The 24345-nt window shown below is 29.7% G+C and carries 28 protein-coding genes, 1 tRNA gene, 2 pseudogenes and 1 riboswitch; of the genes and pseudogenes, 12 read left to right on the forward strand and 19 right to left on the reverse strand.

From position 1 onward, the window contains the following. Positions 1 to 41: 41 nt before the first annotated feature. Together CLHOM_RS15845 and tsaD are read right to left on the reverse strand one after the other, a co-directional pair. Complete coding sequence (locus CLHOM_RS15845) at positions 42 to 488, reverse strand: response regulator (protein WP_052222660.1); 447 nt, start codon at positions 486 to 488, stop codon at positions 42 to 44. A 192-nt stretch (positions 489 to 680) separates the two neighbouring features. Then, complete coding sequence (gene tsaD, locus CLHOM_RS15850) at positions 681 to 1703, reverse strand: tRNA (adenosine(37)-N6)-threonylcarbamoyltransferase complex transferase subunit TsaD (RefSeq protein WP_052222661.1); 1023 nt, start codon at positions 1701 to 1703, stop codon at positions 681 to 683. Positions 1704 to 1893: 190 nt separating this feature from the next. Between tsaD and CLHOM_RS15855 the strand changes: the two genes are divergently transcribed. Continuing rightward, complete coding sequence (locus CLHOM_RS15855) at positions 1894 to 2520, forward strand: RusA family crossover junction endodeoxyribonuclease (RefSeq protein WP_052222662.1); 627 nt, start codon at positions 1894 to 1896, stop codon at positions 2518 to 2520. A 39-nt stretch (positions 2521 to 2559) separates the two neighbouring features. Here CLHOM_RS15855 and CLHOM_RS15860 read toward each other — a convergent pair. The 4 genes and pseudogenes from CLHOM_RS15860 to CLHOM_RS15875 all read right to left on the reverse strand — a co-directional run. Next, positions 2560 to 3522, reverse strand: a pseudogene (locus CLHOM_RS15860) (NAD(P)/FAD-dependent oxidoreductase); the annotation flags it as partial. A gap of 101 nt (positions 3523 to 3623) precedes the next feature. Next, entirely contained in the window at positions 3624 to 4169 is a 546-nt protein-coding gene (locus CLHOM_RS15865; protein WP_074782670.1) for an SLAP domain-containing protein, read from the reverse strand. Positions 4170 to 4325: 156 nt separating this feature from the next. After that, a complete protein-coding gene (locus CLHOM_RS15870) occupies positions 4326 to 4508 on the reverse strand; it encodes a hypothetical protein (protein ID WP_052222664.1) in 183 nt (60 codons plus the stop codon). Positions 4509 to 4605: 97 nt separating this feature from the next. Then, positions 4606 to 6321, reverse strand: a complete 1716-nt coding sequence (locus CLHOM_RS15875) for a methyl-accepting chemotaxis protein (RefSeq protein ID WP_052222665.1) — start codon at positions 6319 to 6321, stop codon at positions 4606 to 4608. A 359-nt stretch (positions 6322 to 6680) separates the two neighbouring features. Here CLHOM_RS15875 and CLHOM_RS15880 point away from each other — a divergent pair, with 359 nt between their 5' ends. Both CLHOM_RS15880 and CLHOM_RS15885 read left to right on the forward strand, forming a co-directional pair. After that, entirely contained in the window at positions 6681 to 7031 is a 351-nt protein-coding gene (locus CLHOM_RS15880; protein WP_052222666.1) for a hypothetical protein, read from the forward strand. After that, positions 7028 to 7891 carry a diguanylate cyclase domain-containing protein gene (locus tag CLHOM_RS15885; RefSeq protein WP_052222667.1) on the forward strand — a complete coding sequence of 288 codons (864 nt, stop codon included), beginning with the start codon at positions 7028 to 7030 and terminating at the stop codon, positions 7889 to 7891. The genes CLHOM_RS15880 and CLHOM_RS15885 overlap by 4 nt, the downstream gene beginning before the upstream one ends. A gap of 305 nt (positions 7892 to 8196) precedes the next feature. On the opposite strand, the gene CLHOM_RS15890 is transcribed toward CLHOM_RS15885, so the two are convergent. The 8 genes from CLHOM_RS15890 to CLHOM_RS15925 form a co-directional block, all read right to left on the reverse strand. After that, positions 8197 to 8745 carry an ATP-binding protein gene (locus CLHOM_RS15890; RefSeq protein ID WP_052222668.1) on the reverse strand — a complete coding sequence of 183 codons (549 nt, stop codon included), beginning with the start codon at positions 8743 to 8745 and terminating at the stop codon, positions 8197 to 8199. A gap of 15 nt (positions 8746 to 8760) precedes the next feature. Next, positions 8761 to 9135, reverse strand: coding sequence for an ASCH domain-containing protein (locus tag CLHOM_RS15895; RefSeq protein ID WP_052222669.1), 375 nt, complete (start codon positions 9133 to 9135; stop codon positions 8761 to 8763). Then, positions 9113 to 10162 (reverse strand): hypothetical protein, encoded by a 1050-nt coding sequence (locus CLHOM_RS15900; protein WP_052222670.1) that lies wholly within the window; start codon positions 10160 to 10162, stop codon positions 9113 to 9115. Before CLHOM_RS15900 ends, CLHOM_RS15895 begins: the two co-directional genes overlap by 23 nt. Before the next feature lie 51 nt (positions 10163 to 10213). Then, on the reverse strand, positions 10214 to 10576 hold the full coding sequence (locus CLHOM_RS15905) for an ASCH domain-containing protein (protein ID WP_052222671.1): 363 nt from the start codon (positions 10574 to 10576) through the stop codon (positions 10214 to 10216). A gap of 326 nt (positions 10577 to 10902) precedes the next feature. After that, positions 10903 to 11220 (reverse strand): hypothetical protein, encoded by a 318-nt coding sequence (locus CLHOM_RS15910; protein WP_052222672.1) that lies wholly within the window; start codon positions 11218 to 11220, stop codon positions 10903 to 10905. A gap of 20 nt (positions 11221 to 11240) precedes the next feature. Continuing rightward, positions 11241 to 11561, reverse strand: coding sequence for a hypothetical protein (locus CLHOM_RS15915; protein ID WP_052222673.1), 321 nt, complete (start codon positions 11559 to 11561; stop codon positions 11241 to 11243). Positions 11562 to 11869: 308 nt separating this feature from the next. Further along, positions 11870 to 12061 (reverse strand): hypothetical protein, encoded by a 192-nt coding sequence (locus CLHOM_RS15920; RefSeq protein ID WP_052222674.1) that lies wholly within the window; start codon positions 12059 to 12061, stop codon positions 11870 to 11872. Between the two features lie 113 nt (positions 12062 to 12174). Next, positions 12175 to 12396, reverse strand: a complete 222-nt coding sequence (locus CLHOM_RS15925; RefSeq protein ID WP_052222675.1) for a helix-turn-helix transcriptional regulator — start codon at positions 12394 to 12396, stop codon at positions 12175 to 12177. Positions 12397 to 12539: 143 nt separating this feature from the next. On the opposite strand from CLHOM_RS15925, the gene CLHOM_RS15930 reads away from it, so the two are divergent. From CLHOM_RS15930 to CLHOM_RS18070, 3 genes and pseudogenes are all read left to right on the forward strand, one after another. Beyond that, positions 12540 to 13064: a helix-turn-helix domain-containing protein gene (locus CLHOM_RS15930; protein ID WP_052222676.1), complete on the forward strand. Its 525-nt coding sequence runs from the start codon at positions 12540 to 12542 to the stop codon at positions 13062 to 13064. A 62-nt stretch (positions 13065 to 13126) separates the two neighbouring features. Then, on the forward strand, positions 13127 to 13702 hold the full coding sequence (locus CLHOM_RS15935) for a Uma2 family endonuclease (RefSeq protein ID WP_052222677.1): 576 nt from the start codon (positions 13127 to 13129) through the stop codon (positions 13700 to 13702). A gap of 70 nt (positions 13703 to 13772) precedes the next feature. Beyond that, a pseudogene (locus tag CLHOM_RS18070) lies at positions 13773 to 13898 on the forward strand (site-specific integrase); the annotation flags it as partial. Positions 13899 to 14087: 189 nt separating this feature from the next. Here CLHOM_RS18070 and CLHOM_RS15940 read toward each other — a convergent pair. Then, positions 14088 to 14163, reverse strand: a tRNA-Trp gene (locus tag CLHOM_RS15940). A 294-nt stretch (positions 14164 to 14457) separates the two neighbouring features. Here CLHOM_RS15940 and CLHOM_RS15945 point away from each other — a divergent pair. The 4 genes from CLHOM_RS15945 (at position 14458) to rimI (ending at position 17440) form a co-directional block, all read left to right on the forward strand. After that, entirely contained in the window at positions 14458 to 15702 is a 1245-nt protein-coding gene (locus tag CLHOM_RS15945; RefSeq protein WP_052222678.1) for an HD-GYP domain-containing protein, read from the forward strand. Between the two features lie 127 nt (positions 15703 to 15829). Beyond that, positions 15830 to 16288, forward strand: a complete 459-nt coding sequence (gene tsaE / locus CLHOM_RS15950) for a tRNA (adenosine(37)-N6)-threonylcarbamoyltransferase complex ATPase subunit type 1 TsaE (RefSeq protein ID WP_052222679.1) — start codon at positions 15830 to 15832, stop codon at positions 16286 to 16288. Beyond that, positions 16285 to 17001 carry a tRNA (adenosine(37)-N6)-threonylcarbamoyltransferase complex dimerization subunit type 1 TsaB gene (gene tsaB / locus CLHOM_RS15955; RefSeq protein ID WP_052222680.1) on the forward strand — a complete coding sequence of 239 codons (717 nt, stop codon included), beginning with the start codon at positions 16285 to 16287 and terminating at the stop codon, positions 16999 to 17001. Before tsaE ends, tsaB begins: the two co-directional genes overlap by 4 nt. After that, complete coding sequence (gene rimI, locus CLHOM_RS15960; RefSeq protein ID WP_052222681.1) at positions 16994 to 17440, forward strand: ribosomal protein S18-alanine N-acetyltransferase; 447 nt, start codon at positions 16994 to 16996, stop codon at positions 17438 to 17440. Before tsaB ends, rimI begins: the two co-directional genes overlap by 8 nt. 52 nt (positions 17441 to 17492) lie before the next feature. Here the strand turns inward: rimI and CLHOM_RS15965 are convergent, their stop codons facing one another. Together CLHOM_RS15965 and CLHOM_RS15970 are read right to left on the reverse strand one after the other, a co-directional pair. Next, a complete protein-coding gene (locus CLHOM_RS15965) occupies positions 17493 to 18125 on the reverse strand; it encodes an ECF transporter S component (protein ID WP_052222682.1) in 633 nt (210 codons plus the stop codon). A 102-nt stretch (positions 18126 to 18227) separates the two neighbouring features. Then, a riboswitch (FMN riboswitch) is annotated at positions 18228 to 18347 on the reverse strand. A gap of 57 nt (positions 18348 to 18404) precedes the next feature. Then, the gene (locus CLHOM_RS15970) at positions 18405 to 20561 is read right to left on the reverse strand and encodes a Tex family protein (protein WP_139205601.1); all 2157 of its coding nucleotides are present in this window, start codon (positions 20559 to 20561) and stop codon (positions 18405 to 18407) included. 122 nt (positions 20562 to 20683) lie between these two features. Here CLHOM_RS15970 and CLHOM_RS15975 point away from each other — a divergent pair, with 122 nt between their 5' ends. Further along, the gene (locus CLHOM_RS15975) at positions 20684 to 22024 is read left to right on the forward strand and encodes a M28 family metallopeptidase (RefSeq protein WP_052222684.1); all 1341 of its coding nucleotides are present in this window, start codon (positions 20684 to 20686) and stop codon (positions 22022 to 22024) included. Between the two features lie 49 nt (positions 22025 to 22073). Here the strand turns inward: CLHOM_RS15975 and CLHOM_RS15980 are convergent, their stop codons facing one another. Then, entirely contained in the window at positions 22074 to 22769 is a 696-nt protein-coding gene (locus CLHOM_RS15980) for a YjjG family noncanonical pyrimidine nucleotidase (RefSeq protein ID WP_052222685.1), read from the reverse strand. Positions 22770 to 22918: 149 nt separating this feature from the next. On the opposite strand from CLHOM_RS15980, the gene CLHOM_RS15985 reads away from it, so the two are divergent. After that, positions 22919 to 23182, forward strand: coding sequence for a hypothetical protein (locus CLHOM_RS15985; protein ID WP_052222686.1), 264 nt, complete (start codon positions 22919 to 22921; stop codon positions 23180 to 23182). 38 nt (positions 23183 to 23220) lie between these two features. On the opposite strand, the gene prfB is transcribed toward CLHOM_RS15985, so the two are convergent. Then, positions 23221 to 24331, reverse strand: a protein-coding gene (gene prfB / locus CLHOM_RS15990) for a peptide chain release factor 2 (protein ID WP_139205600.1) whose coding sequence is annotated in 2 segments (ribosomal slippage) — positions 23221 to 24252 and positions 24254 to 24331 — 1110 coding nt in all. Because the reading frame shifts where the segments join, the coding sequence is not laid out codon by codon here. Between the last annotated feature and the right edge of the window lie 14 nt (positions 24332 to 24345).

Raw genomic sequence — 24345 nt, forward strand, 5'->3', positions numbered from 1 at the left:
TTTCTAGTGTTTATTTTAAAAATTTTGAATTTTTTTATAAATTATAGCTTTTCACCACAATCAGGACAAAATTTCGCTCTAAATTCAATTTCTTTTTCTATTTTAGTTCCACAATTTATGCAAAACTTAGCCTTTAATTTAGCTTTTGCTGGATCTTTTACCGCTTTTAAAAGCGACTCCCTCTCAATAGGTGTTTTTATTACTGCATCTACTTTATTTTCCGAAAAATCTTCTAATTGCAATAAGTTGCTAGAAGATAATATGCATTTTATTTCATTGTTAATTCCCTTTATTCTGCTAATTAATTTATCTCCAGTGGTTTCTCTCATTATAAGATTTACAATAACCGTATTAGGTAAAAAATCTTTAACACTACTGATTGCTCCATACTCATTATCTATCTTTACTTGATATCCTTCATTTACTAGAATGTCCTTCATTATTACCTCTTCGAGTCTGCAATCATTAATAACTAGTATCTTGTCCAAATTTTTACACCTCCTATTTCGGTAGTTTCAACACATTTCTATATAAAATATTATAAATTAACTCTGAACATTAAAAAAGCTTTAAAATAAATTTATGAAATTAATAATTTGAGATGTGTTTTGTAGGAAACTCCTTCTCGTTCCTCGAAGGAGTAAGCGACCATCACCAAATCGCAGATTTGGGATGTCTGCTTATCTTTCTCCTAGTTTTAGGTTTGGAATAGCATTTAACTTTAAATTTGCAACTCTTCCATTTATAAGTTCATAATAAGCTGCACTTCCTATCATAGCTGCATTATCTGTACATAATACTGGTGAAGGGAAAAGAACTTTAATCCCTTTTTTTGATCCTTCACTAATCATAGTATCTCTTAAGCAAGTATTTGAAGCAACCCCACCTGCGATGGCTATTTTGTCGACACCTTTCATTTTACATGCCTGTAGAGCATTATCTACAAGCACATCAACAACGGCCTTTTGAAAAGAAGCAGCAACATCAGCTACATTTATAGCTTCATTTTTCATACTTGCTTTATTAATATAGTTTAATACTGCAGATTTAATTCCACTGAAAGAAAAATCTAGACATCCTTTTTCGTGAAAATTTGCCCTTGGAAAAACTATAGCTTTTTGGTTTCCTTCTTTAGAAATTTTATCTATCTTTGGACCACCAGGATATCCAAGCCCTATAGCTCTTGCAACCTTATCAAAGGCTTCTCCTGCAGCATCATCCCTAGTTTGCCCTAATATTTCAAATTGTCCATAGTTTTTCATATACACAATAAAAGTATGTCCACCAGATACAATAAGACAAATAAAAGGTGGTTCTAATTCTTTATATTGAATAAAATTTGCGCTAATGTGACCCTCTATATGATTAACAGCAATCAAAGGTTTTTTTAAACTATAAGCCAATGCCTTTCCATATTGCACTCCTACTAATAGTGCTCCCACAAGCCCAGGTCCATAAGTAACTCCTATGGCATCTATATCTTGAAGACTAAGGTTTGCTTCCTTAAGTGCTTGCTCAGTTACAAAGCTAATAGCTTCAATGTGTTTTCTTGAAGCCACCTCAGGAACTACTCCTCCAAACTTAGTATGAATATCAATTTGAGAAGATATTATATTTGACATTACTTCTCTTCCATTTACTACAACTGCAGCAGCAGTTTCATCACAACTAGTTTCTATAGCTAATATCTTAATATCCTTCATTTTTTTCCCCTTCTAAAATATACAAAAATAAATATTTTTATCTAGAAACCTAAAATTCTATACTATTATATCACTTACTTGAGTATTCCCCAATAGATAAGAATCAATTCTGGAAATAAGAAAATATCATTACCTATATCGAACATATGTGCTATAATGATTATAGCTTAATTTTAAAGGAGTTACCAATATGTCAAAGGATTACGCAAAGATTGTAATACAGGGTTCCCCTATTACAAAATCAAACTTTAAACTTTCTAATCTAAAAGGAAGGTCTATTCTCCCTTTTAATTCTGGAAAGTATCATGATAGATATGCCATTTATGAACAACAAATAGCATATGAAGCTCGTATTCAAAATCCAAATACTGTACTTTCCGAATCCTTAATTGCTATACTAAAGGTATATTATAAAAGCCAAAAAAGGCATCCGGATACTACCAATATTCCTAAGAGTATTTTTGATGGCATAGAAAAAAGCGGACTTATAATAAATGATGCACAAATTAGATCACTTATTATAGAAGAATATTACGACTCCGAAAATCCACGTTTCGAATTAGAACTTTTTGCAGAAAGTAAATATTCTATGGATTTTCAGATAAAAAAAAGAAATACTGCTGAAAAGCCTATAGAATATAATCCACCCTCAAATAAAAAAAATAGCAGTCTATTTGATAACACAGTAGGAAAAAAACATACTCTTTCTCCAACTTGTGAAATATGCGGAAAATCTATAAAAGATGAAAAAGATATAATCTATGGTAATAAGGGCAAGACACTTATATGTAAGCCTTGTTTAAAAAAGCTACTATAAAAACCTATATTTTCATAGGCTTTTATAGTAGTTTTCATTTATATATTTTACTGCTTTTTCTCCAACTGAGTACCCTTCAAGTGTTATTTTATCCACCTTATTATGAACATACAGTAAATTCCCACAGGCAAATATTCCTTCTATTTCCGTTTCCATATTTTCATTAACTTTTGGCCCCCTTGAAGAAGTCCATTGATTTATGCCAATGCCTTTTAATAATTCTGAATCAGGTATTAACTCTACAGACAATACTATAGTATCGCAGGCAATATATTCTTCTGTTCCTTTTATAGGCACTTTATTTTCATCTATTTTTGAAATGATTACTCCTTCAACTCTATCAATACCTTCCACCCCTACAACTGTATAACATAACTTTAATGGAATATCAAAATCCTTTATACAATCCTCTAGATTTTCTTTCTTGCCTTCAATCTGTTCATTTACTTCAATAACAGCCTTAACATTTGCTCCCTCTAAAATTAATCTTCTTGCTACCACAAGAGCAATATCTCCGGAACCTAAAATTACAACTTCCTTGCCAGGAATATATCCTTCTAGGTTAATAAATTTTTGAACTGTTCCTGCAGTGAAAATCCCAGCGCTTTTACTTCCAGCAATATTGATTGTTCCTCTTGGCCTCTCCCTACAACCAGTAGCTAGAATTATTGCTTTAGATTTAATTTCAATTATTCCATCAACTTCATTTACTGCATAAATTATTTTATCCCTCTTTAAATCGAATACTGTTGTATTTAATTTATATTCTATACCCATAACTAATATTTTTCTAATAAATACTTCAGCGTATTCTGGTCCTGTAAGCTCTTTTTGCATTATTTCAAATCCGAAACCACTATGAATGCATTGATTTAATACTCCACCAAGGTAGCCTTCTCTTTCTAAAATTAATACTCTGTCATTTCCTAACTCTTTTGCCCTTATTGCAGCAGCAAGTCCTGCAGGTCCACCTCCAATTATCACAATATCCCACTCTAGCATTTTAATTCCTCCATTCTTAAAGCCTACAACAATTCTATTATAATTTAAATTTCTAAAAAATAAAACTTGATTAAATAGTATAATCTTATTCAATCAAGCTTCTAAAATTCATATTCACATTTAGTAGATTTAATAATTGGATTTTTTATTTTAATATCCTTATTTTTCATATCTTCAGGAAAATATAATATAGTCCATGGTCTTGAGGTATCTTTAGGTAGTTTCCCAAAATCCTCTAAAGTAAACTTAAAATCCGCCGTTGCTATTACCACATCATTTTCTATTAACTGTAATGTTGTATCTATATTAAATACTGTCTCAGGATTACCATTTCTAATAAAAATGTCAACCATTAAAGATCCATCAGATTCATATTTAGTCCTCATAACCTCAAAAGTAATTTTATCCTTTGTAGGGTCTCCTAGTTTGTTTAAAAAATCTTGTAGGTATCTTTTAGTTTCATCATCAATTTTTGATGCATCAGCCATAGGTCCAAAACTATATTTTTGGTTTTTTACAATATTATTATCATCTGTTACTGGTGCTTCATTACCCTTATCTTTATCTGAAAGATTTGTGTTGTTTTTTGAGCACCCAAAAAACAGAACTAATATAGGCAATATAATTAGAATAATTAATTTTTTCATATTATATTTCTCCTATTTTGATATTTATATTCTCCTGAAAAACATTGTAATTATATCACTCTATCTTATCTATGTCTAGAAAAGCATAAGAATTAATATATTTTTTTATTTCTCTCATAATTAAAATGAAGGCATAAATAATGCCTTCATTTTGTTTTACTTTATGATACGATTTCTATGCTCTACTAAATCAATTGAGCCTAAAACAATGTGAGCTAAACCAAAACCTATTATACCAGCAGCTATCATCGGAGCTACTTTTCTTCTGCTCATAGTTGCACCTGTTCCACTAACAACTGCACCTAAAATAGTTGGTATTAAACCTTCTCGGATCATCATATGAATTCCTCCTTTGTTAAGGTTATAATTATATGATTCCTCTAACTTACTTTTTTATTCTAGCTTTAATTACCGTATTTTTATAATTTCAAACATACTAAAATTTAAATCTTTGTATTAATTTATTTAACCTTTCAGCAATTGCAGCTTGATTTTCTGAGCTGTGCAAAACCTCTCCCATAGCTCTTGTTGTTTCATCAATACTTGACATTATTTGGTTAGAATTAGACGCAGTAGTTTGAGATGAAGTTGCTATGCCTTGAACTACCTTAGATATTTCATCAATAGTTGCATTTATTTCTTCAGCCATTGCTGCAATATCTTCTGACATTTTACTTACAAACAATGCATCCTTGTTATAACTTTCGCCTGTATCAACAAGTAATTGATAATCTACCTTAACATCTTTATCAATGAACTCTAATACATCCTGGGAATTTATTGATAAATTTTTAAAAGCATTTTGTACTTTGATAATTATATCTTGAATATTTTTAACATTATCTGAAGATTGTTCAGCAAGTTTCCTTATCTCATCAGCAACAACAGCAAATCCTTTTCCCTGCTCTCCTGCTCTTGCAGCTTCTATTGCCGCATTTAAAGCAAGTAAATTAGTTTGTTCAGCAATTTGCGCTATAGAGTCAGCCATCACAATAATTTCTTCAACTACTTTTCCTTCTTCTATAGCCTTAATAATGTTTACTTGTTTAGTTTCATATAAATTTATAGCAGTAATTTGAGACTTACTTCCCTTTTCTTTTATTTCCTCTGCTCTTTCTTTTATGCCAAGAGCTTCACTACTTCCTTCAGTAGATCTATTGGCAAGCTCAGCAACTCCAAAGTTTACTTCTTCCACCGAAGCAGAAATTTCTTCAGTAGTAGCACTAGCTTCTTGTGTTTCTTTTACAATTTCATTGGCAAATTCATTTATATTTTCAATTTTTGAAGTTACCTCTTGTACAATAGATGATAATTCTTCACTAGAAACAGTTACTTGTTCTGATTGTTCAATTATTTCTTTAACTAGCTTAACTATGTTTTCTCTTGCATTATTTAATGCCTTACTTAATTGACCTAATTCATCCTTACTATCTAGATCTAACTTAAAAGATAAATCTCCATTTCCCAAGGCCTCTGCAAATTGTAAACCTTTTCTTATAGAGCCTGAAATATAAAAAGAAATTATAATTCCTAAAACAATAGCAATAAATAAACCTGAACTCATTAAAATTAACATAACTTTATTAATACTATCGTAAATTGATATATTTTGGCTATTACTATCTTTAGCCATTTTTTCATTCAATGTAACTAATTTATTTAAAGGATCAAACATACTCACTCTAACAGTTTCTAAATTAGTTCCCATAGCTGCAGCTTCATTGTATTTCTTTTCTTTAACAAGGTTAATAATTTTATCTCTAACTGATCTGTATTCTTCCAAACGCACATTAAACTCATCCCAAAGCTTTTTGCTGTCTGCATTAAAACTTACTTTCTCATAGGATTTCATATATACAAGATTCTCTTGTTTTAGATCTTCAAGTATAGTTAATCTTTTATTCTTTGAATCCTCACTTCTATCAACAAAAACAAGTCCTTGTAACTCCGAACGAATATTTAGCAAGTTTTCCATTATCAAATGAAGCTTATTAATGCTAAAAATATTTTGGTTATACATAGTTTGTCCATTATCGCTAAGTCTTTTTCCGCTATATATTCCCATAGTACCTAATGCTCCAATAATTAATACCATCAAAATAAAAGCAGCTGCTAATTTAGTTCTGATTTTCATGTTTTTAATCACATTCATTCTACCCCTCCTTTTTATTATTTATTTTATTATAAATTATATTTCGTAAAAAAACACTCTAATCTTTACATATTACAGTGTTTTTTACCAACATTACTTATAATTTAAATTCATCTATTATCTGACATCTTACTTACAAACTGAGCATCCTTATCATAACTTTCTCCTGTATTAACTAACAGCTTTATATTTTTAAACTAATTTTATTTAAACTATAAGAATTATCATTAGTCATAAAGACAACTTGTAAACATTATAATAAAATATTCTAAATTTTTCATAATAATAATACATATAATAGAAAAAATAGACAAAATATGATATCATATTATATGTATCTAGGGAAGGTGGAATGCTTAATGGATAATAAAATACAAGCAACCAAAAAAGCCGAAATAAATATGCGTTTTTCAGAATTTGAAATGCCTCCAATGCAAGATGTACTAATAGTAGGTAAAAGAGCACCCATTGGACCAGAAGCAGCAAGAAGAATGGTAGATATACTTTCACCAGATCAATATGAAATAATTAGAGTTGAACATGAGTATGTTGAGGCTATTGTTGTAAGAAGGTCTATATTAAATATGTTATCAAAGGATAAACTTGTTCCTATAATTATGTCGGAGGGAGGGCGAATTGCTAACGAATCAATGATTATAAAAGCTCAAGTAACTATAACTCTTAATGTTAGCAAGTCTATCGATTTATGATGCAGCAAGTTCTAAATATAGTAGATAGAAATTTTATGAAGGTTGACATTCTGAACGGGGTAAGACGTGTTCAGTATGCTTTCTATGAAAAAAATGTAGAATGCTTTCTTGCCTATGATAATGATACATTAGCTGGTGTTGTAACTAAAAAAGAACTAGTTGGGGCTCATCCAAACAGAATTGTTGCTGATGTAATGTCTAATAGATTCATCTTTGTTAATTGTTATGCACACATTTGGAATGTCAAGGAAATATTCGATTTAAATAAATATATTGATATTGTACTTGTGAAAAACGAAGATGATATAGAAGGATATATATCAAGAACAGCTTTAAATATAGAATTGGGTAAACACATAGATTTACTTACAGGCTTGTATAAAAGTGAATATATGTTCTATAATGCTTATAATCTTTTAAAAAACGGAACACAACTAGCAATACTTTTTATAGATTTGGACAATTTCGGGTATATAGATAAAAAATATGGTCATATAAATGGAGATGCAATATTAAAAAATGTAGCAAATATACTAAAAGATACTCTTGAACCAAATTCTTACTTGTGTAGATATGCCGGGGATGAATTTGCAATAGTAACTTCATATTGTATAGAGAATAGCAGGCTACTTGCGGAAAAAATAATCAGCTCAATAAATACATATCCATTTTCAAATGGCATACCGGTCTCAGCATCAATAGGAATTACAGGATGCAGTATAAATAATAGTAAAATTAAAAATATATCAGAATTAATAAATAAACTTGTGAACATTGCAAGTTTAGCATCCACAAAGGCAAAACAAAATATTAATAATTCAATTATTATTGAGGATGTAGATATAAATGCAATTGCATAAATAAAAAGTTAAACATTGGATTACTACTTATTTTATATTCGGAGCCCATTTGATTAAAAAACGAAAGCCAGCGGAATCTTGATTCTACTGGCTTCTTTTGGCAGGGGCACGAGGACTTGAACCCGGAACCAACGGTTTTGGAGTGCGTTATATAGGTTATTTTATATTTCATTAATTTGTTTTAAACCCTTATAAACCCTGGTTTTATGGTATTAACTTGTCCTATTTTCTTTTAATTTTGGGTACTATTTTTTCATTTCAGTACCCAAATAGTACCCAATGGATTCTAATATTAATTATAAAATTTATTTATTTAAAATATCATTAATGAATATAACTAATTGATCTATATCAGAATTTACATTAACTATTTTGCACTTGATTCCTATACTCTCTGCAACTTCTTTAGCATAACATATTTCTTTTTCCTGAAATTTTTTTATTAACTTAATTTGATAGCATCCTTTATCTCTGCTAATTAACTTTTTTAATATTTCAGATTCTTCATCAACCAAAACTATTATAGCTTTTAAACCTAATGATTTAAATGTATCTAAAGGAACCTCTGTTATATTTCCATTAGTATCTAATAATGAAAAATGCCCATCTAATAAATAGTACTCCTCGTCATTAAGATATCTTTCAATTGAATCCAGCAAAATATTTTGGTTTTCACTAATATCGCTAACTTTCTTATCTTTCCTTATAACATCTAAATTAAAATTCATTATTAACTCACTCGCCGAGTAATGTTTTAGTGATAGTATTTGCGATATTTTCTTACATAAAGTAGTTTTTCCAACTCCGTGTATGCCAGCGACAAAAATAATTTTTTTGTTAATTATTCTATCCATATACCAAACACCTCCCTATATATACATGAATGATTGAGGAGGGTATTTAATTTTTGGGCTTAATTCTGCTAACTCCAAAGGTTTTTTATATATCCTAGTTTTCTTAATCTCAATAGCAAATCCCATATCTTTTTGGGAAAAGTATTCTATATACGCATTTTCATCAATTCCAGAATACAATTTAGTTTGCTCCCATATAGAGTTAGGATTTCCTCTCAATATATTATCAATTTCAAATTCACCTATAACTTTTCCTACTGGCTTTGTAACATATACTACAACTATTTTTATATCATCTCTTTTAAATAAATTTCTTCTATATTCATACTTTTTTTCACCGGTAAAAATCTTCTCGGCATATTCTGGTTTAATTGATAATAAAACTTTCATCTACCTCACCTAATTCTAGTATTTTTATTAATTGTTCATCATTTAATTGTACTGCTACCCAGCGTTCATTTCTATCTAGCCCTACCGCTTCTATCAATTGTTGTCTTATAGGCCTTTTATTTAAAGCTATATTATATAGCATCTTTACTAAATATTTATACCTTTTAGTTTTCCAAAAATACTCCAATTCATTTTTATCGAAAACACTGTGTTTGGAACAATACTTATAAAACTCATCAAAATCTTTAAACTCGCTTATATGTCTAACTTCATTAATAATGCATATAGAAGTTGCTACAGAGGAATACTCTGCTTTTTTCCCTTTATCAGCCGTTCTATAAATAACTATTACATCACCTCTACCATAATTACTAATGTTAGCACCTGAGAGGTATATTTTTTGTATGCTATTTGTAAAAGATGTGTCTTCTACTACATGATTCTTTTCAGTCTTAAGCTGAGAATTAGGAAACATTCTAGTGTGATATTCCGGAAATATCGATAACATAAATTTTTTATTATTTTTAATGTTAACTTTTGGATAATCTAAAAAAATATCTTTAAATATCTTTTTTGAATACTTAATATATACATCTTCAATTCCGGCCTTACTACTCTTAGTTCCATAATATTCAAATCCATATTTTAATAATAAACTAATTAAAGTATCGTGTTTCTTAAAAATTGTAACATAAGATTCTTCATAATTATTTTTAAACATTTCATCAATTATAATTTTTATGAATCTTTCTCCAAGTTTAGTACCATGTGCATCAATTTTGAATGTCCCAACTTTTAATCTTCTTTTTTTAGCTAAGCTAGGTGTAATTGAAGTATCCTCTTCATTTTCTTCTTTCAAATACAAAAATCCTTGAATACCATCATCATCTAATATGTACGCACTTTCTTCCTGTTTTGATTTTTTAGAAAACCATAAATCAAAACCTGGATAATCCGCTTTTAATGTGTCAAAAAAATCATCCCCTAAATTAATGTCACTAAATTTCTTTAATTCAATAACATCCATAATCTCCCCTCCATTTTTTACACTATATACAATAATTTTACCATATTCTTGTTATTTAGTGAATGCTTTCTCATCATCTATTTGGAACATAATTGCAAGTACTCCTTCTTCTTCCTCTTTTTTATGCGAATATATGCTGTATATTTTATTTAGCATATCACTAATATTTAAATTACTGTATCCAAAGTATGTGGAAGGAAATCCGCTATATAAATCTTTAAAAGTTGAAAATTTATATATATTTTTAACTTTTACATTAATAGTTTCATTTAACTCAGGAACTTTATAGAAAATTATTTTATCTCCTACATTAATTTTTCTTCTTTTTTTATCATTAAGTCGAACCTCTATTATTTTATTATTATATTTGATATTGTCAAATTCCTCTGGTCTTAATCTCATTTCATGCAGCATAACATCAAACCACCTATTATATTAATATGTTTAGACTTGTCAACTTAAATTTAAGTATATCCATTTTATAAATTACTATGTTTATCATCATACTGCCTACATATTTACACTTATACTAACATATGTTCGCATTGGTGTAAACAATATTTGTATAAAATAAAAAAGTACCCACATTCAGCAGATACTTTCCATCACTCAATTAACACCTTAAAAAATTCATCTTCAAATCCGAATATAATTTCCTTTAGTCAATTTATTCTTTTCAATTCTTCGTCTTTTTTATTGGATTGCAACAATATTTGCAACAATTTATTTATTTTTAAGTATTAATATACTAATCTTACACTTGGATCATATCCAGCATCAACAGCAGAAAAATATTCCCTGTTTCCACATAGTATATATGTAGATCCATTATTGCTTATCTTAGCTACACAACCTAAATTAAATGTGCCATATGAGAAGTCTGGGATTGCAAAAAACCTAACAGTATGAGGATATTCACCTGAATTTTCATTTATAAATTCTTTTACTTCCCTTTCACATCCCATTATTATTTCTTTTGAATAGGATGGATCATCAGCAATTTTTTTAATTACTTCATTTGTAGTCATGGTAAATTCAAAATAATCAATAATACCCATTTCAGCATAATATTTAAGGCCTATTTTTTTATATTTTCATATTTTTCATTCACTTTCTTATTTAACTCCTTTTTCTCTAATCTAGTTTTACTTATTTCTTCAATATTTTTTAACTTCTCTTGTATGGATGCGGTTTTAAATTCAATATCACTATCCTCCAATGTATCTACAAGAAGATCAATAAGATATGGTGAACACTTTTTACAAACACCTATATGAAATTCTCCTGCCCAGCAGCCTCCTTTTTTTATTTCTTGTCCACAAAAGAAACAAGTAGCTAACTGTTTCTTGCTTTCATCTGGAATACCTATACTAGTTACAGTTTGGCTAAGTTTTGCCATACGCTTCACTCTCCTTTTAATAAAATTCATTAAAGTGGGATAATTAACAATATTCTACAACATTTTGCGTTCTCCTCTAAAAATCAGAACTTTTTTAAAGAATAAAATAAAAAAGTATTCACATTCTGCAGATACTTTCCATCATCTCAATAACGCCTTGAAGAATTCATCCTCAAATCCGAACATAATTCTTCCTATATCTAAATTCTTCCTATATCTAATTTACTCTTTTCAATTCTTCTTTGTATCGTTTTTGTTGAATATCCGACCATTGTTTCAATAGTTTTGTAGTTTAACTTATCAAATATCTATAGCAAATCATCTTTTGTTCTTCCTCTTTTTAAAGTACTTATAGCTTGAATTGCTCTAGATAACTTTCTATGAAGCCTATTCCTTTTAATTTTAAGCTTTTCTATATCAGCTATATCATAAGTATCCTTTTCTAATTCAACATCTATTAACCTTATTTTATCCTTTATATCCGGAACACTTTTAAGCAATTCCTCAGTTCCAAGTATTTATTTTTAGATGTGAACCTATTAAATGTTACTTAGATTTACATAATAAGTTTTGATATGCATAACTTATAGGCATCACTTTTATAGGTTTTTAATTAGGTCAATATTATTGATCTAGTTTTCTTCTGAAAAGAAAAGTTCCTGGATTGGAGTATCAAGAATTTCGCTGATTTTTTCATCTTTTCTGGTCTAGGTATTAATTTATCCCTTTCATAAAAAGATACTGATTGTCTAGTTACACCGATAATAGCTCCGAAACTTTCTTGGTTATATCCTTTTTCTATTCTTTTCATTTTTAATAATAAGCCTTGTCTCATTTTGCACCTCCTCAATCATCGACAAATGTCATTTGTTGTTATAACTATAATCCCCAAAATATCATTTGTCAATAACTTATATAAATTTTTCTTTGACAAATGGTATTTTCAATGTAATAATATTTAGTATGGAGGTGATTCCTTTGTTTAAAGATAATCTTAAAAATATAAGAACCAAGAAAAATATAAGCCAAAGAGAATTAGGAAGGCAAATAAATAAAACAGGCCAATACATATCATATTTAGAAAACACAGATGAAGGAAACCCTAGTTTAGATGTAATCAAAGCTATTGCCGAAGCTCTTGATGTTCCAATTGATGAATTATTATATCAAGCTAACATAGTAAATGTATCTGGAGCAGATACATCATATAGAAAAGCCTTAGAGACTTTTATGTTTGATAACGATGAAACTTTTAAAATAATAAATTTTTTAGAAAATAATGGTTATGAAATATTTGTTCAAAACTCTAATGACATAGTTATTTTCAAAAATGAAGAATTAATAGTTTCTATAGAAGAAGCTGATTTCAATAAGTGTGGAAATAACATTTTAAAATTAATTGATATCTCCAAAATAATAGCTGATAAATTTGTAGATGATATAATTAATCTTAAAAATCTAACTCAAAAAAATAACCATTCTTCTATAAAGAAGAATACATAAGCTATATCACTAGTTAGCTAACTACACTATTACATAACCCTATTTATAAGGAGGTCAATATCATGGAAAATACAGCTAAAAGCAAAGTATACACCTATACTGACTATATGAATTACCCTGAGAATGAAAGAATCGAACTTATTGATAGTCACATCTATGCAATGTCTCCAGCTCCATCAAGAATACACCAAGAAACAATATCAGCTTTAGTTATTGAAATAGGTAATTATATAAAATCAAATAAAGGAGGTTGCAAGGTATATCCAGCTCCTTTTGATGTATTTCTCGTTGATGATGAAAATTTAGATAACTGCAGAAACATTGTTCAGCCAGATGTATCAGTAATATGCGATAAAAACAAATTAACTGATAAAGGCTGTACTGGAGCTCCGGACCTAATAATAGAAGTAGTATCACCTTATAACCCTTCAAATGATTATGTGCGTAAATTAAGCTTATATGAGAAATATAAGGTTAAAGAATATTGGATAGTAAATCCTATGAATAATACTATATTAGTATATAGGCTTGATGAAAAGATGCAGTATACTGCTCCTGAAACTTATACCTTAAAAGCTAAAATCAAAGTAGGCATATATGAGAACTTGGAAATTGATTTTTCTAAATTAGAGCTTTAGTTGTATAACTACTACATTTTAGAAAGAAGTACCACTATGGCGGCCATAGAAAAGCGCGGAGAAAGCTCTTACAGGCTTACCTCTTGCTGGTGGTATGAGAATGGCAGAATTAGCAGCTTTAGAATGGCAAGATATAGACTTCGATAATTGCCTATTAAGAATAAATAAATCATTACAGCATATAAAATACAAATGAAACTATATTTAATAAAAACATCCAAAACCAAAAGCAGGGATAAAAAACTCCTTGCTTTTTTATTGCATTTTACTCTATTTTTAATTAACTTTTTATTGCATCAGTACCCAAATAGTACCCATTTTATATTCAGAACCCATTTCATAAAAAATAAAAATCAGCAGAACCCTTGATTCTACTGATTTTACATGGCAGGGGCACGAGGACTTGAACCCGGAACCAACGGTTTTGGAGACCGCTACTCTACCAATTGAGCTATACCCCTATAAAAAGTATCTTCTAATATAGTTTTATCTATATTAATATTTGTTGATGCATAATCGCTTGACCTTCTGCCTAGCGACGAATACTATGATACATGAAATTTTTCTTCATGTCAATACAGAATTATATTTTCTTAAATTTTTTTAATGTATATTTGCAAAAAACAAAGATTAGTATCTGAAAATTTCAAAAACATATTAATCTAACTAAATTTTGTATTTAATTCGCATAAATAGTGTGCTAAAATTTATTTATTAGATAATCGCTTATCTTTACAAGGTGGGATTTTAAAATTATGAGGGTGAATTTAAACAAAACAATTCGTGCTATGGCATTAGCACTGGACTTGGCGGAAAAAAGTTCTATAAAAGATAAAGATATTGTTGAAAGAGTATCAAATGTAAATTATTCAGAGCATGAATTTGCTAACCATTCTAGAAGAGTTGCATATATAGCCATGAGTTTATCTAAGTTTATAAACTTTAATCTAGATGAAAAAAATGCTTTGTATATATCTGCTTTACTTCATGATATAGGTGCATCAAAAGGCTTAAAGCAAAGTCATAACTCAGATGCATTTATAAAAGAGCATTGTGTGTTGGGTTCTAGTATACTAGAGCTATTTCCTATGTTTAACAACATGTCCAATGTAATTTTATATCATCATGAAAACTATAATGGCTCTGGTCCAATGGGACTAAAAGGTGATGAAATTCCATTACAAAGTCAATTAATAAGAATGGCTGATCTAGTAGAATTACTTTATGAAGAAAATATACATTCTTTTAAGCAAAAGAACCTCATTATATCTTGGGTAAAATCTAACACTAATAAAATTTTTTCTAAAGATCTAGTAGATATGTTTGTTTCTGCTGCTTCTAAAGATATGTTTTGGTTTGACATGGAAAACATATCAATAATGGATAATATTCTAGATAGGGTTTCCCCTAATTTAGACATTAACTTAGACCTAGCGCAATTTGAATCAATTGCACACACCTTTTCAAATATAATTGATACAAAAAGTAACTTCACTGCAAGACATTCACGAGATATAGCTGAATTAGCATATAAAATTTCAAGTTACTTAAACTATCCTGAAGAAAAGTGTTTAAAAATGAAAATTGCCGGATTATTTCACGATATAGGTAAACTTGCTATTCCTTCTAGCATTCTGGATAAGAACGGACCTCTTGATTGCGAGGAATTCTCTATTATTAAGTCACATGCTTACTACACATCTATTATTTTAGATAGTTTAGATTCTGCTAAGGAAATTAGCACGTGGGCGTCAAATCATCATGAAAAAATGAATGGCACAGGATATCCTAATGGATTAACTTCTCCTGAACTGTCAGAAGAATCTCGAATAATTGCAGTTTGTGATATCTATCAAGCACTTACAGAGGACAGGCCTTATAGAAAAGGTATGAGTCAAAAAGAAGCCTTCGCAATTTTAGATAAAATGGTTGAAGAAAGTAACCTTTGTTCTAAAGCAGTTTCTTATTTAAAATCTGCATTAACAAATCAGCATAATTAATAAATAGAACTCTAATTTCAAAACTACTATTATAATTTTATAATGGTAGTTTTTTTATATACTTTTATTTTTCGCTGATTTAGTATAAAATAACTAATGAATCTACCCTTTACTAGGAGTGAATAAAATGGAGTTTATTGTTAATAACATAGATAAAACTATTGAAATTGGATTCAATATAGGAAAACTATCTCAAGAAGGGGATATTATTTGTTTAATCGGTGACTTAGGCACTGGTAAGACTCATATTACAAAGGGAATTGCTCTTGGCCTCGGAATCGAAGATAATATTACTAGCCCCACTTTTAATATAGTAAATGAATATGAAGGCAGGCATAAAATGTATCATTTTGATGTATATAGAGTTAATGATCCAGATGAGATTTCTGCCATTGGATTTGACGAGTATATCTTTGGTAATGGGGTAAGCGTAATTGAATGGTCAAATTATATTGAAGATTTAATCCCTGAAGAACACGTAGAAATTAAAATTGATAAGCTTCCTGAAATGGGCAATAACTATAGAAAAATCCAAGTAAATTCTTGGGGTAAAAGATATGATTATATAAAGGAGATCAAATTATGAAAATACTTAGTATAGATTCCTCTTCTACCTGCAGCACATGTTCAATTTTAGAGGATAATAAGCTTCTTGGAGAAATTATTTATAATGACAAAAAACAGCACTCAATAATTCTATTGTCTCAAATAGATTCCTTATTAGAAAATTTAAATATAGACATCGTCAATATAGATGCCTTTGTTGTATCTGAAGGACCAGGTTCCTTTACTGGACTTAGGATTGGTCTTGCTACTGCGAAGGGACTAGCTCAAGGTCTTAATAAGCCTATAATAGGGGTTTCTACTCTAGATTGTCTTGCGCATAACATAGCCTTTTTCGATGGAATTATCTGCCCTATTATGGATGCTTTAAGGGATAATGTTTATACTTCTATATATAAATTCAGCGGTGAAAATCTTGAAAGAATTAAAGATTATATGGCTATACACATAGATGAATTAATTCAAATGCTTAAAGAAAATGGTGATCCTAAAGTATGCTTTGTTGGAGATGCAACTTATAAATTTAAAGAGAAGCTTTCAAATAGTTTCCCTAATTCTTATTTTGCACCAGCACATCTCAATATTGCTAGAGCTTCATCTCTTGGTGAACTTGGAATTAAAAAACTTCTCAATGGAGATCAGGATAATTTATTTACTTTTTCACCTATTTATCTTAGAAAATCTCAAGCAGAACGAGAGTATGAAAATAAAATAAGGATGGTACCAAATGAGTAATTTCACTACTTGCATAATGGAAGAACAGGATTTAGAAAGTGTACTTGAGATAAATAATCTTTGTTTCTCACCTCCTTGGACAATATCTGCCCTTAAAAATGAGCTGAAAAACAAATTTTCCAAGTACTTAATATTAAAGTTAGATAATAAAGTAATTGGATATGCTGGAGTATGGATTATTATCGACGAAACCCACATTACAAATATTGCAGTGCATCCTGACTACAGAGGTATTGGCGGAAGTGATGTTCTTATAAATTCAATTATAGATATTTGCAAAGAGAATAAAATTCCAGCAATTACCCTTGAGGTTAGAGAAAATAATATTCCAGCTGTAAGCCTTTATAAGAAACATAATTTTATTCAAGAAGGATTAAGGAAAGATTATTACGGTAAAGGAATAAATGCTATATTAATGTGGAAAAGAGATTTCTTATAATTTTATATGTCTAATTTAAAAAGCCAATAGTTCCCTATTGGCTTTTCCTTATTTAGTTACCTAAAGCATTCTTTTTACTATCTTCTAGTACTTCATCTTTATGAAGTACTGGAGACACACTCTTATATATTGGAATTGTTATTACTGAAACTACAACTGCCTTTAATAGATTGAAAGGTAGTATTGACCACAATACCAAATCCTTTAAAGATTTAATATTAGGATTAACCTTACTTCCCATAGCTACAAAAGCATCTATTGGAGCTTTATAAACTTTTGCAAACAATGGTAAGAATATTGTATAGTTAAGTACTGAAGCAGCTACTGCCATTGCTAATGAACCAACTGCTAATCCTATAAGTGCAGTCTTTTTGCTTTTCTTTGCTTTATATATGCTTCCAGCAGTAAATACTAGAATTGATCCTACTATAAAGTTTGCAAATTCACCAACAAATCCGCTTTGTGTTCCCTTAAATATTAATTTAAGTACATTTTTGAATAGTTCTATAGCAATTCCTTCTACAGGTCCTAAAGCAAAAGCACCTAATAGAGCTGGAATTTCGCTTATGTCTATTTTTAAGAAGTCTGGGAAAATTGGTAACGCCATCTCAAAGAACATAAGAATAAATGCCATTACTGATAATAGTGAAATTTTAATCATTGTGTTAAGTTTGTTGTTTTTCATTGTTATACCCTCCTAATTTCTATCTTCACGGGTATGGTAGCATAAAATAAAAAAACCCTGACAATTTCAAAAAAGTCAGGGCAAAAAAACTCATTGAACTACCTATACCTTCTTCCATCCAGACTTTACTGTCGGTCTTGGAGTTTCACCAAGTCAGCCATATTGCTACAGCTCGCGGACTATACCGCCGATCGGGAATCACACCCTGCCCTGAAGATATGCTAATATTTTAATATTTTATATTTTTATTATACATTCATTGATGCAAAATTTCAACAGCTATTTTTTCATGGTTAAAGAAATTCTACCTCTATTTTCATCAATTTCCAAAACCTTAACTTCTACAATATCTCCAACTTTAACTACATCCAGAGGATGTTTCACAAATTTATCTGATAACTGACTAATATGTACTAATCCATCTTGATGTACTCCTATATCTACAAAAGCTCCGAAGTCAGCAACATTTCTTACAGTTCCATTCAAAACCATACCAGGTTTTAATTGATTAATATCTACTACACCTTTTTTTAATATTGGTTTTGGTAATTCTTCTCTAGGATCCCTACCTGGCTTTTTAATTTCCTTTATTATATCTTGAAGAGTCGGTATTCCAATTTTAAGGTTCTCTGAAAGCTTATCTAGTCCAGCTGATTTTACTTTGTCATCAATATCTAAAAGTTTACCTTTTGCCAAGTCTTCTTCACTGTAGCCTAAATTAGTAAGCAATCCTTTTGCTGCTTTATAAGATTCAGGATGAACACCAGTATTATCTAAAACTTCTTTACTTTCAGGGACTCTTAAAAATCCTGCACATTGTTCAAAAGCTTTTGCTCCTAATCTCTTAACCTTTAAAAGTTCTTTTCTATCTTTAAACTTTCCATTTTCTTCTCTATAATCTACAATATTTTTAGCAATAGCTGTATTAATTCCTGAAACATAAGATAACAGTGAAGGTGTTGCGATATTTAAGTCTACTCCTACACTATTAACTCCATCTTCTACTACCCCACGTAAAGATTCGTCCAGCCTTTTAGGTGCTACATCATGCTGGTATTGTCCTACCCCTATAGATTTTGGATCTATTTTTACCAGTTCAGCCATTGGGTCCTGAAGTCTTCTTCCAATAGATATTGCTCCTCTTATAGAAACATCAATATCTGGATATTCCTTTGAAGCTAATTCTGAAGCAGAATAAACCGATGCTCCTGCTTCTGATACTATTACATAAAATAAATCCTTGCCAGTTTCTTTCTTTACTTCATCAATTAATCTAGCAATTACTTCTTCTGATTCTCTGCTGGCAGTACCATTTCCAAGAGAAATTACCTCTACATTATGTTTATACACAAGTTCTTTAAGCTTCTTAATTGAACCTTCTACATCATTTTGAGGTGCAGTTGCATAAACAGTTGAAATATCCAGTAATTTACCCGTATCATCTAATACTGCAATTTTACAACCTGTTCTAAAGCCTGGATCATATCCAAGAACTATTTTTCCTTTAATAGGTGCTTGCATTAATAATGCCTTTAAATTAGCTTTAAATACTTCAATTGCTCCTTCTTCTCCCTTATCAGTTAATTCTGACCTTATCTCTCTTTCAATAGAAGGATAAATAAGCCTTTTTAAGGAATCCTCTATTGCTTCTTTTATGTACTTATCTGTAACATCATTTCCTTTAAGTGCATTTCTATTAAGATAATCAATAATTTTTTCAGTATCACAAGTTACTTTCACTGATAGTATCTTTTCTTTTTCTCCTCTATTTATTGCAAGTATTCTATGAGAAGGGATTCTTTTAACTGCTTCAGAATATTTATAATACATTTCAAAAGGTGTTGGCTCGGTGCTGCTTCCACTACATTCAATTATCCCTTCTCGTCTGACAAATTCTCTAATCCATTTTCGATATTCTGCTTCATCAGAAATAACTTCAGCAATTATATCTTTTGCCCCATTTAAAGTTTCATCAATTGAATTTACTCCTTTTTCTTCATTTATGAATTCCTTTGCATATTCAGAAATATTTTCTTTAAAATCTCCATTTAAAATAACTTTCGCAAGAGGTTCAAGTCCTTTTTCAACAGCTATAGTAGCTCTTGTTCTCTTCTTTTGCTTAAATGGTCTATATATGTCCTCTACTTCTGTTAAGGTTTCACACTTTTCAACACTTTTCCTTATATCTTCAGTAAGTTTCCCCTGTTCTTCTATTATTCTTATTACATCAGCTTTTCTTTCTTCTAAATTTCTTAAATATGTTAATCTCTCAAATATATTTCTTAAAACTACATCGTCTAACCCACCAGTTTTTTCTTTTCTATATCTTGCAATAAAAGGTACCGTATTTCCATCATCTAATAGCTCTATAACATTATTTATTTGATTTATTTCTACACCAATTTCTTTTGATAACTTTTCATTAATATCCATAATATCCTCCATTTATTGTTACTTTCATTATTTTACCCTAAGGCCAATAAAAAGTCCAATAATTCATCATATGCAGATTAACTTTCTCATAATTATGTAATATAACAATTATTGGAGACTGTTTTATGAAAAGATTAATTATACAATTTATTTCTTGCATTTCCTTTTTAATTATTAGCACTTGCATTCAGTTTTATTATAATGTTGTGCCTTTTAATACTCTAAACGTCATTAATAAAATAAATTTTATTTCTTCTGATAATTTTAAAGGAAGGCTTACAGGAACTTTAGAGAATAAAGAGGTGGAAGAATACATAAAGCTTCAATTTATAGAAAATAATTTAAAACCTTTTATGGGAGAATATACTCAGTCTTTTAAAGTAAATTATCCTCATAAAATTTCTGGAGAACCCCATCTAAAGATATTAGACAAAAATGGTGATATCATAAAAAGCTTTACTTACAACAAAGATTATAAAGAAGACATGCTTAATTTTAGAAGTAATTCTATAAAATTCAAAAAAGATAATCCTTCTGTAAAAGTTAGTGATAAATTAATTCAAGTACAAAATTCTTCTGATTTATTTCTATTTTATATATCCTCAAAGGACAATTTAAGCTTTAGAAGCTCTTTTTCAAGCAATTCTAATTTTAGTATGTGCATAATTCTTACCAGTGATACTTTAAATGAAATAAAAGAATATTTGAATAAGGATTATACAATAGATTGTTTTATTCCTATTATCTCAAAAGAAACTACGGTAAATAATATAATGGGATATATAGAAGGTAAAAATCCTACTTTGGACCCATTAATTCTTTCAGCTCATTTTGATCACCTAGGTAGTGATCTAAAAAATAATGTATATAGAGGTGCCTTAGATAATGCTTCTGGAACAGCTTTTCTTCTTGAACTTGCAGGCTATGTTTCCTCTATTGGAAAGCCTGAGAGAAGTATATTGTTTATAGGTTTTAATGCTGAGGAATTTGGCTGCCTGGGTTCGGAAGAATTTGTTAAAAAATATAAGAAGAATATACAAAACAGCAAAGTAATGAATTTTGATATGATTGGAAGCGATAAAGGAGTACCTCTTTGCATAGTGGGAGGAAAGAAAGATACAGCAAAAACTTCATTTATAAATTCCATTTCTGCTACCTGTGCAAATGAAAAGATACATTTTAATTATTTATTTGAGGATGCTAGTGATCACAAGTCTTTTAGAGAAAATAATATTGATGCTGTAACCTTTTGCGATAATGATATGTCTAGAATCCATACTATGAGTGATACTCCTGAATTAATTAGCACTTCTGCTATAGAAAGATGCTTTAAGATAGTATCTAAAGAAATAATTACGTACTCTTTTAATAATAATCTATTAATTATATATTATAAGGAAGCTGCACTGGCATGCTCTCTATTAATAATAATATCTTTAATAACATCTCTAAAAAATAAATCTTAATGGAAAACCTATTGTCTAGCAGCTTTGCTTAATGACAATAGGTTTTCTATCAATTTTCATAAAATAAAATGTCCTTTAACTGATTTAAGCTGTGTATTTCATAAACAGGTTTAATTTCTGTTGTATTTTCTAAATGTTTTGGATTAAACCAACAAGTATCAATACCAAAATTTGCTCCACCCTTTATATCTGAAGTTAAACTATCACCAACTATTAAAGCTGTTTCCTTATTGTTATGACCAGCTTTCTTAAAAGCAAATTCAAAAATGCCCGGGTTTGGCTTAGCTACTCCAACTTCTTCTGATATAACTACAGAATCAAAAAACTCTCCGATTTGTGATCTTCTTATTCTTGCATCTTGAACAGTAGTTAATCCATTAGTTATTAGGACTAATTTAAATTTACCCTTCAAATCATTTAATAACTCTAAAGCTCCATCTAAAATGAAACATCCTTGGCATAAATTATCTATGTATTTACCATTCACCTCTTTAGTATCTAGATTCATATTTAGTTTATTAAAAAGCCTTCTAAACCTTTCCTCTTTTAATTCCTCAGCTGTAATTAATTCTTTTTCAAATTCACCCCATATATTTTTATTTATTTCTTTGTAAGTATTAAAATGATACTCAGTTTCATATTCTTTATTAAAATACTCCATTGTGTTTTTAAAAGCATATTCTTCTGCTTTGCTAAAATCTAATAGTGTCTCATCTGCATCGAATATTATTAATTTGTATTTCATGTTTCACCTCCGTTAGTATATATGAAATTTACATTACTTGGGTTTATTTAATTATGTAACAATCTATAATACTGTGAATAATATATTACAGGACAAGCTACTTTAATCACTATTTAGTTTGTCATATGGTTTATAAGGGAGGATTATTAATGCGATCAAGAACAAGAGCTGTGATATTAGTATGTAGAATTGCCTCTGGATTTAGCAACTCTAATGGTCTTATTGTCCATTCATGCAACCATGATGGAATAGAAAGAGAATGTGGCTGTGAAGAAGCTATCGAAAGACTCATTGATGCAGGTTTTGAATTAGTTAGTACTGTAGCAATTCAAAACTGTGGACAGGTTGTATACACTTTTATTAGATACAATCCATCTATAGAAAATGGCGAAACAGTAAATTTTGAAGATTAATTAACAGATAAAGCCACCCCAGCCAGGGTGGCTTCAAATTAGTTATTTTTGCTCCATTTTAAATATTCTTTTATAAATATATCTATTTCTCCATCAATTACGGCATCCACATTACCTGATTCTACGCCTGTTCTATGATCTTTAACCATTGTATATGGTTGAAATACATAAGACCTTATTTGACTTCCCCATCCAATATCCTTTAAATCTCCAGTAAGATCCTCAATCTTTTCCTTATGTGCTCTTTCTTTTAGTTCCACCAGCTTTGATTTCAACATACTCATAGCTGTATCTCTATTTTGAAATTGACTTCTTTCATTTTGACATTGAACCACAATACCTGTTGGAATATGAGTTATTCTTACTGCTGAATCAGTCTTGTTTACATGCTGACCTCCTGCACCACCTGAACGATAGGTATCTACCTTTATATCTTCTGGTCTTATATTTATATCTTGATTTTCAGTTAATTCTGGAAGTACTTCAACAGATGCAAAGGAGGTTTGTCTTTTTCCGTTAGCATTAAATGGAGATATTCTGACTAAGCGATGTATTCCTTTTTCTGCCTTCAAATATCCATATGCAAATTCACCAATTATTTTTAAGCTGACACTTTTAATCCCAGCTTCATCACCTGGCAATAACTCTAGTGTTTCTAATTTATATCCTCTTCTTTCACACCATCTTGAATACATTCTTAACAGCATTTGTGTCCAATCTTGCGCATCAGTACCACCAGCACCAGCATGCAGACTTACTATAGCATTATTTTTATCATATTCTCCAGAAAGTAAGATCTGAACCCTAAAATTATCTATGGCTTTTTCAAGCTCTGCCGCTTCCTTCTTAATTTCACTTATAGAAGATTCATCTTCCTCGTCTAAGCTCATATCTACTAGCAGCTCTAAATCTTCTAACCTATCCACTGTATTATTAAAATTATTAAGTCTATCTTTTAATCCTTTGGCTTCTTGACTTAGCTCTTGGGCTCTATTTAAGTTCTCCCAAAAATTAGGCTCTTGCATTAGATTTTCAAGTTCTGATAATCTCTTCTCTAATGAAGCAATGTCAAAGAGAAGCCCCCACTTCTTTTAAACCTACCTTGAACTCAGCTATCTTTCCTTTAGCTTCCTCCAACTGAATAATCATTTTACCACACCTTT

The organism is Clostridium homopropionicum DSM 5847 (genome assembly GCF_001263795.1).
Lineage (GTDB): Bacteria > Bacillota > Clostridia > Clostridiales > Clostridiaceae > Clostridium_H > Clostridium_H homopropionicum.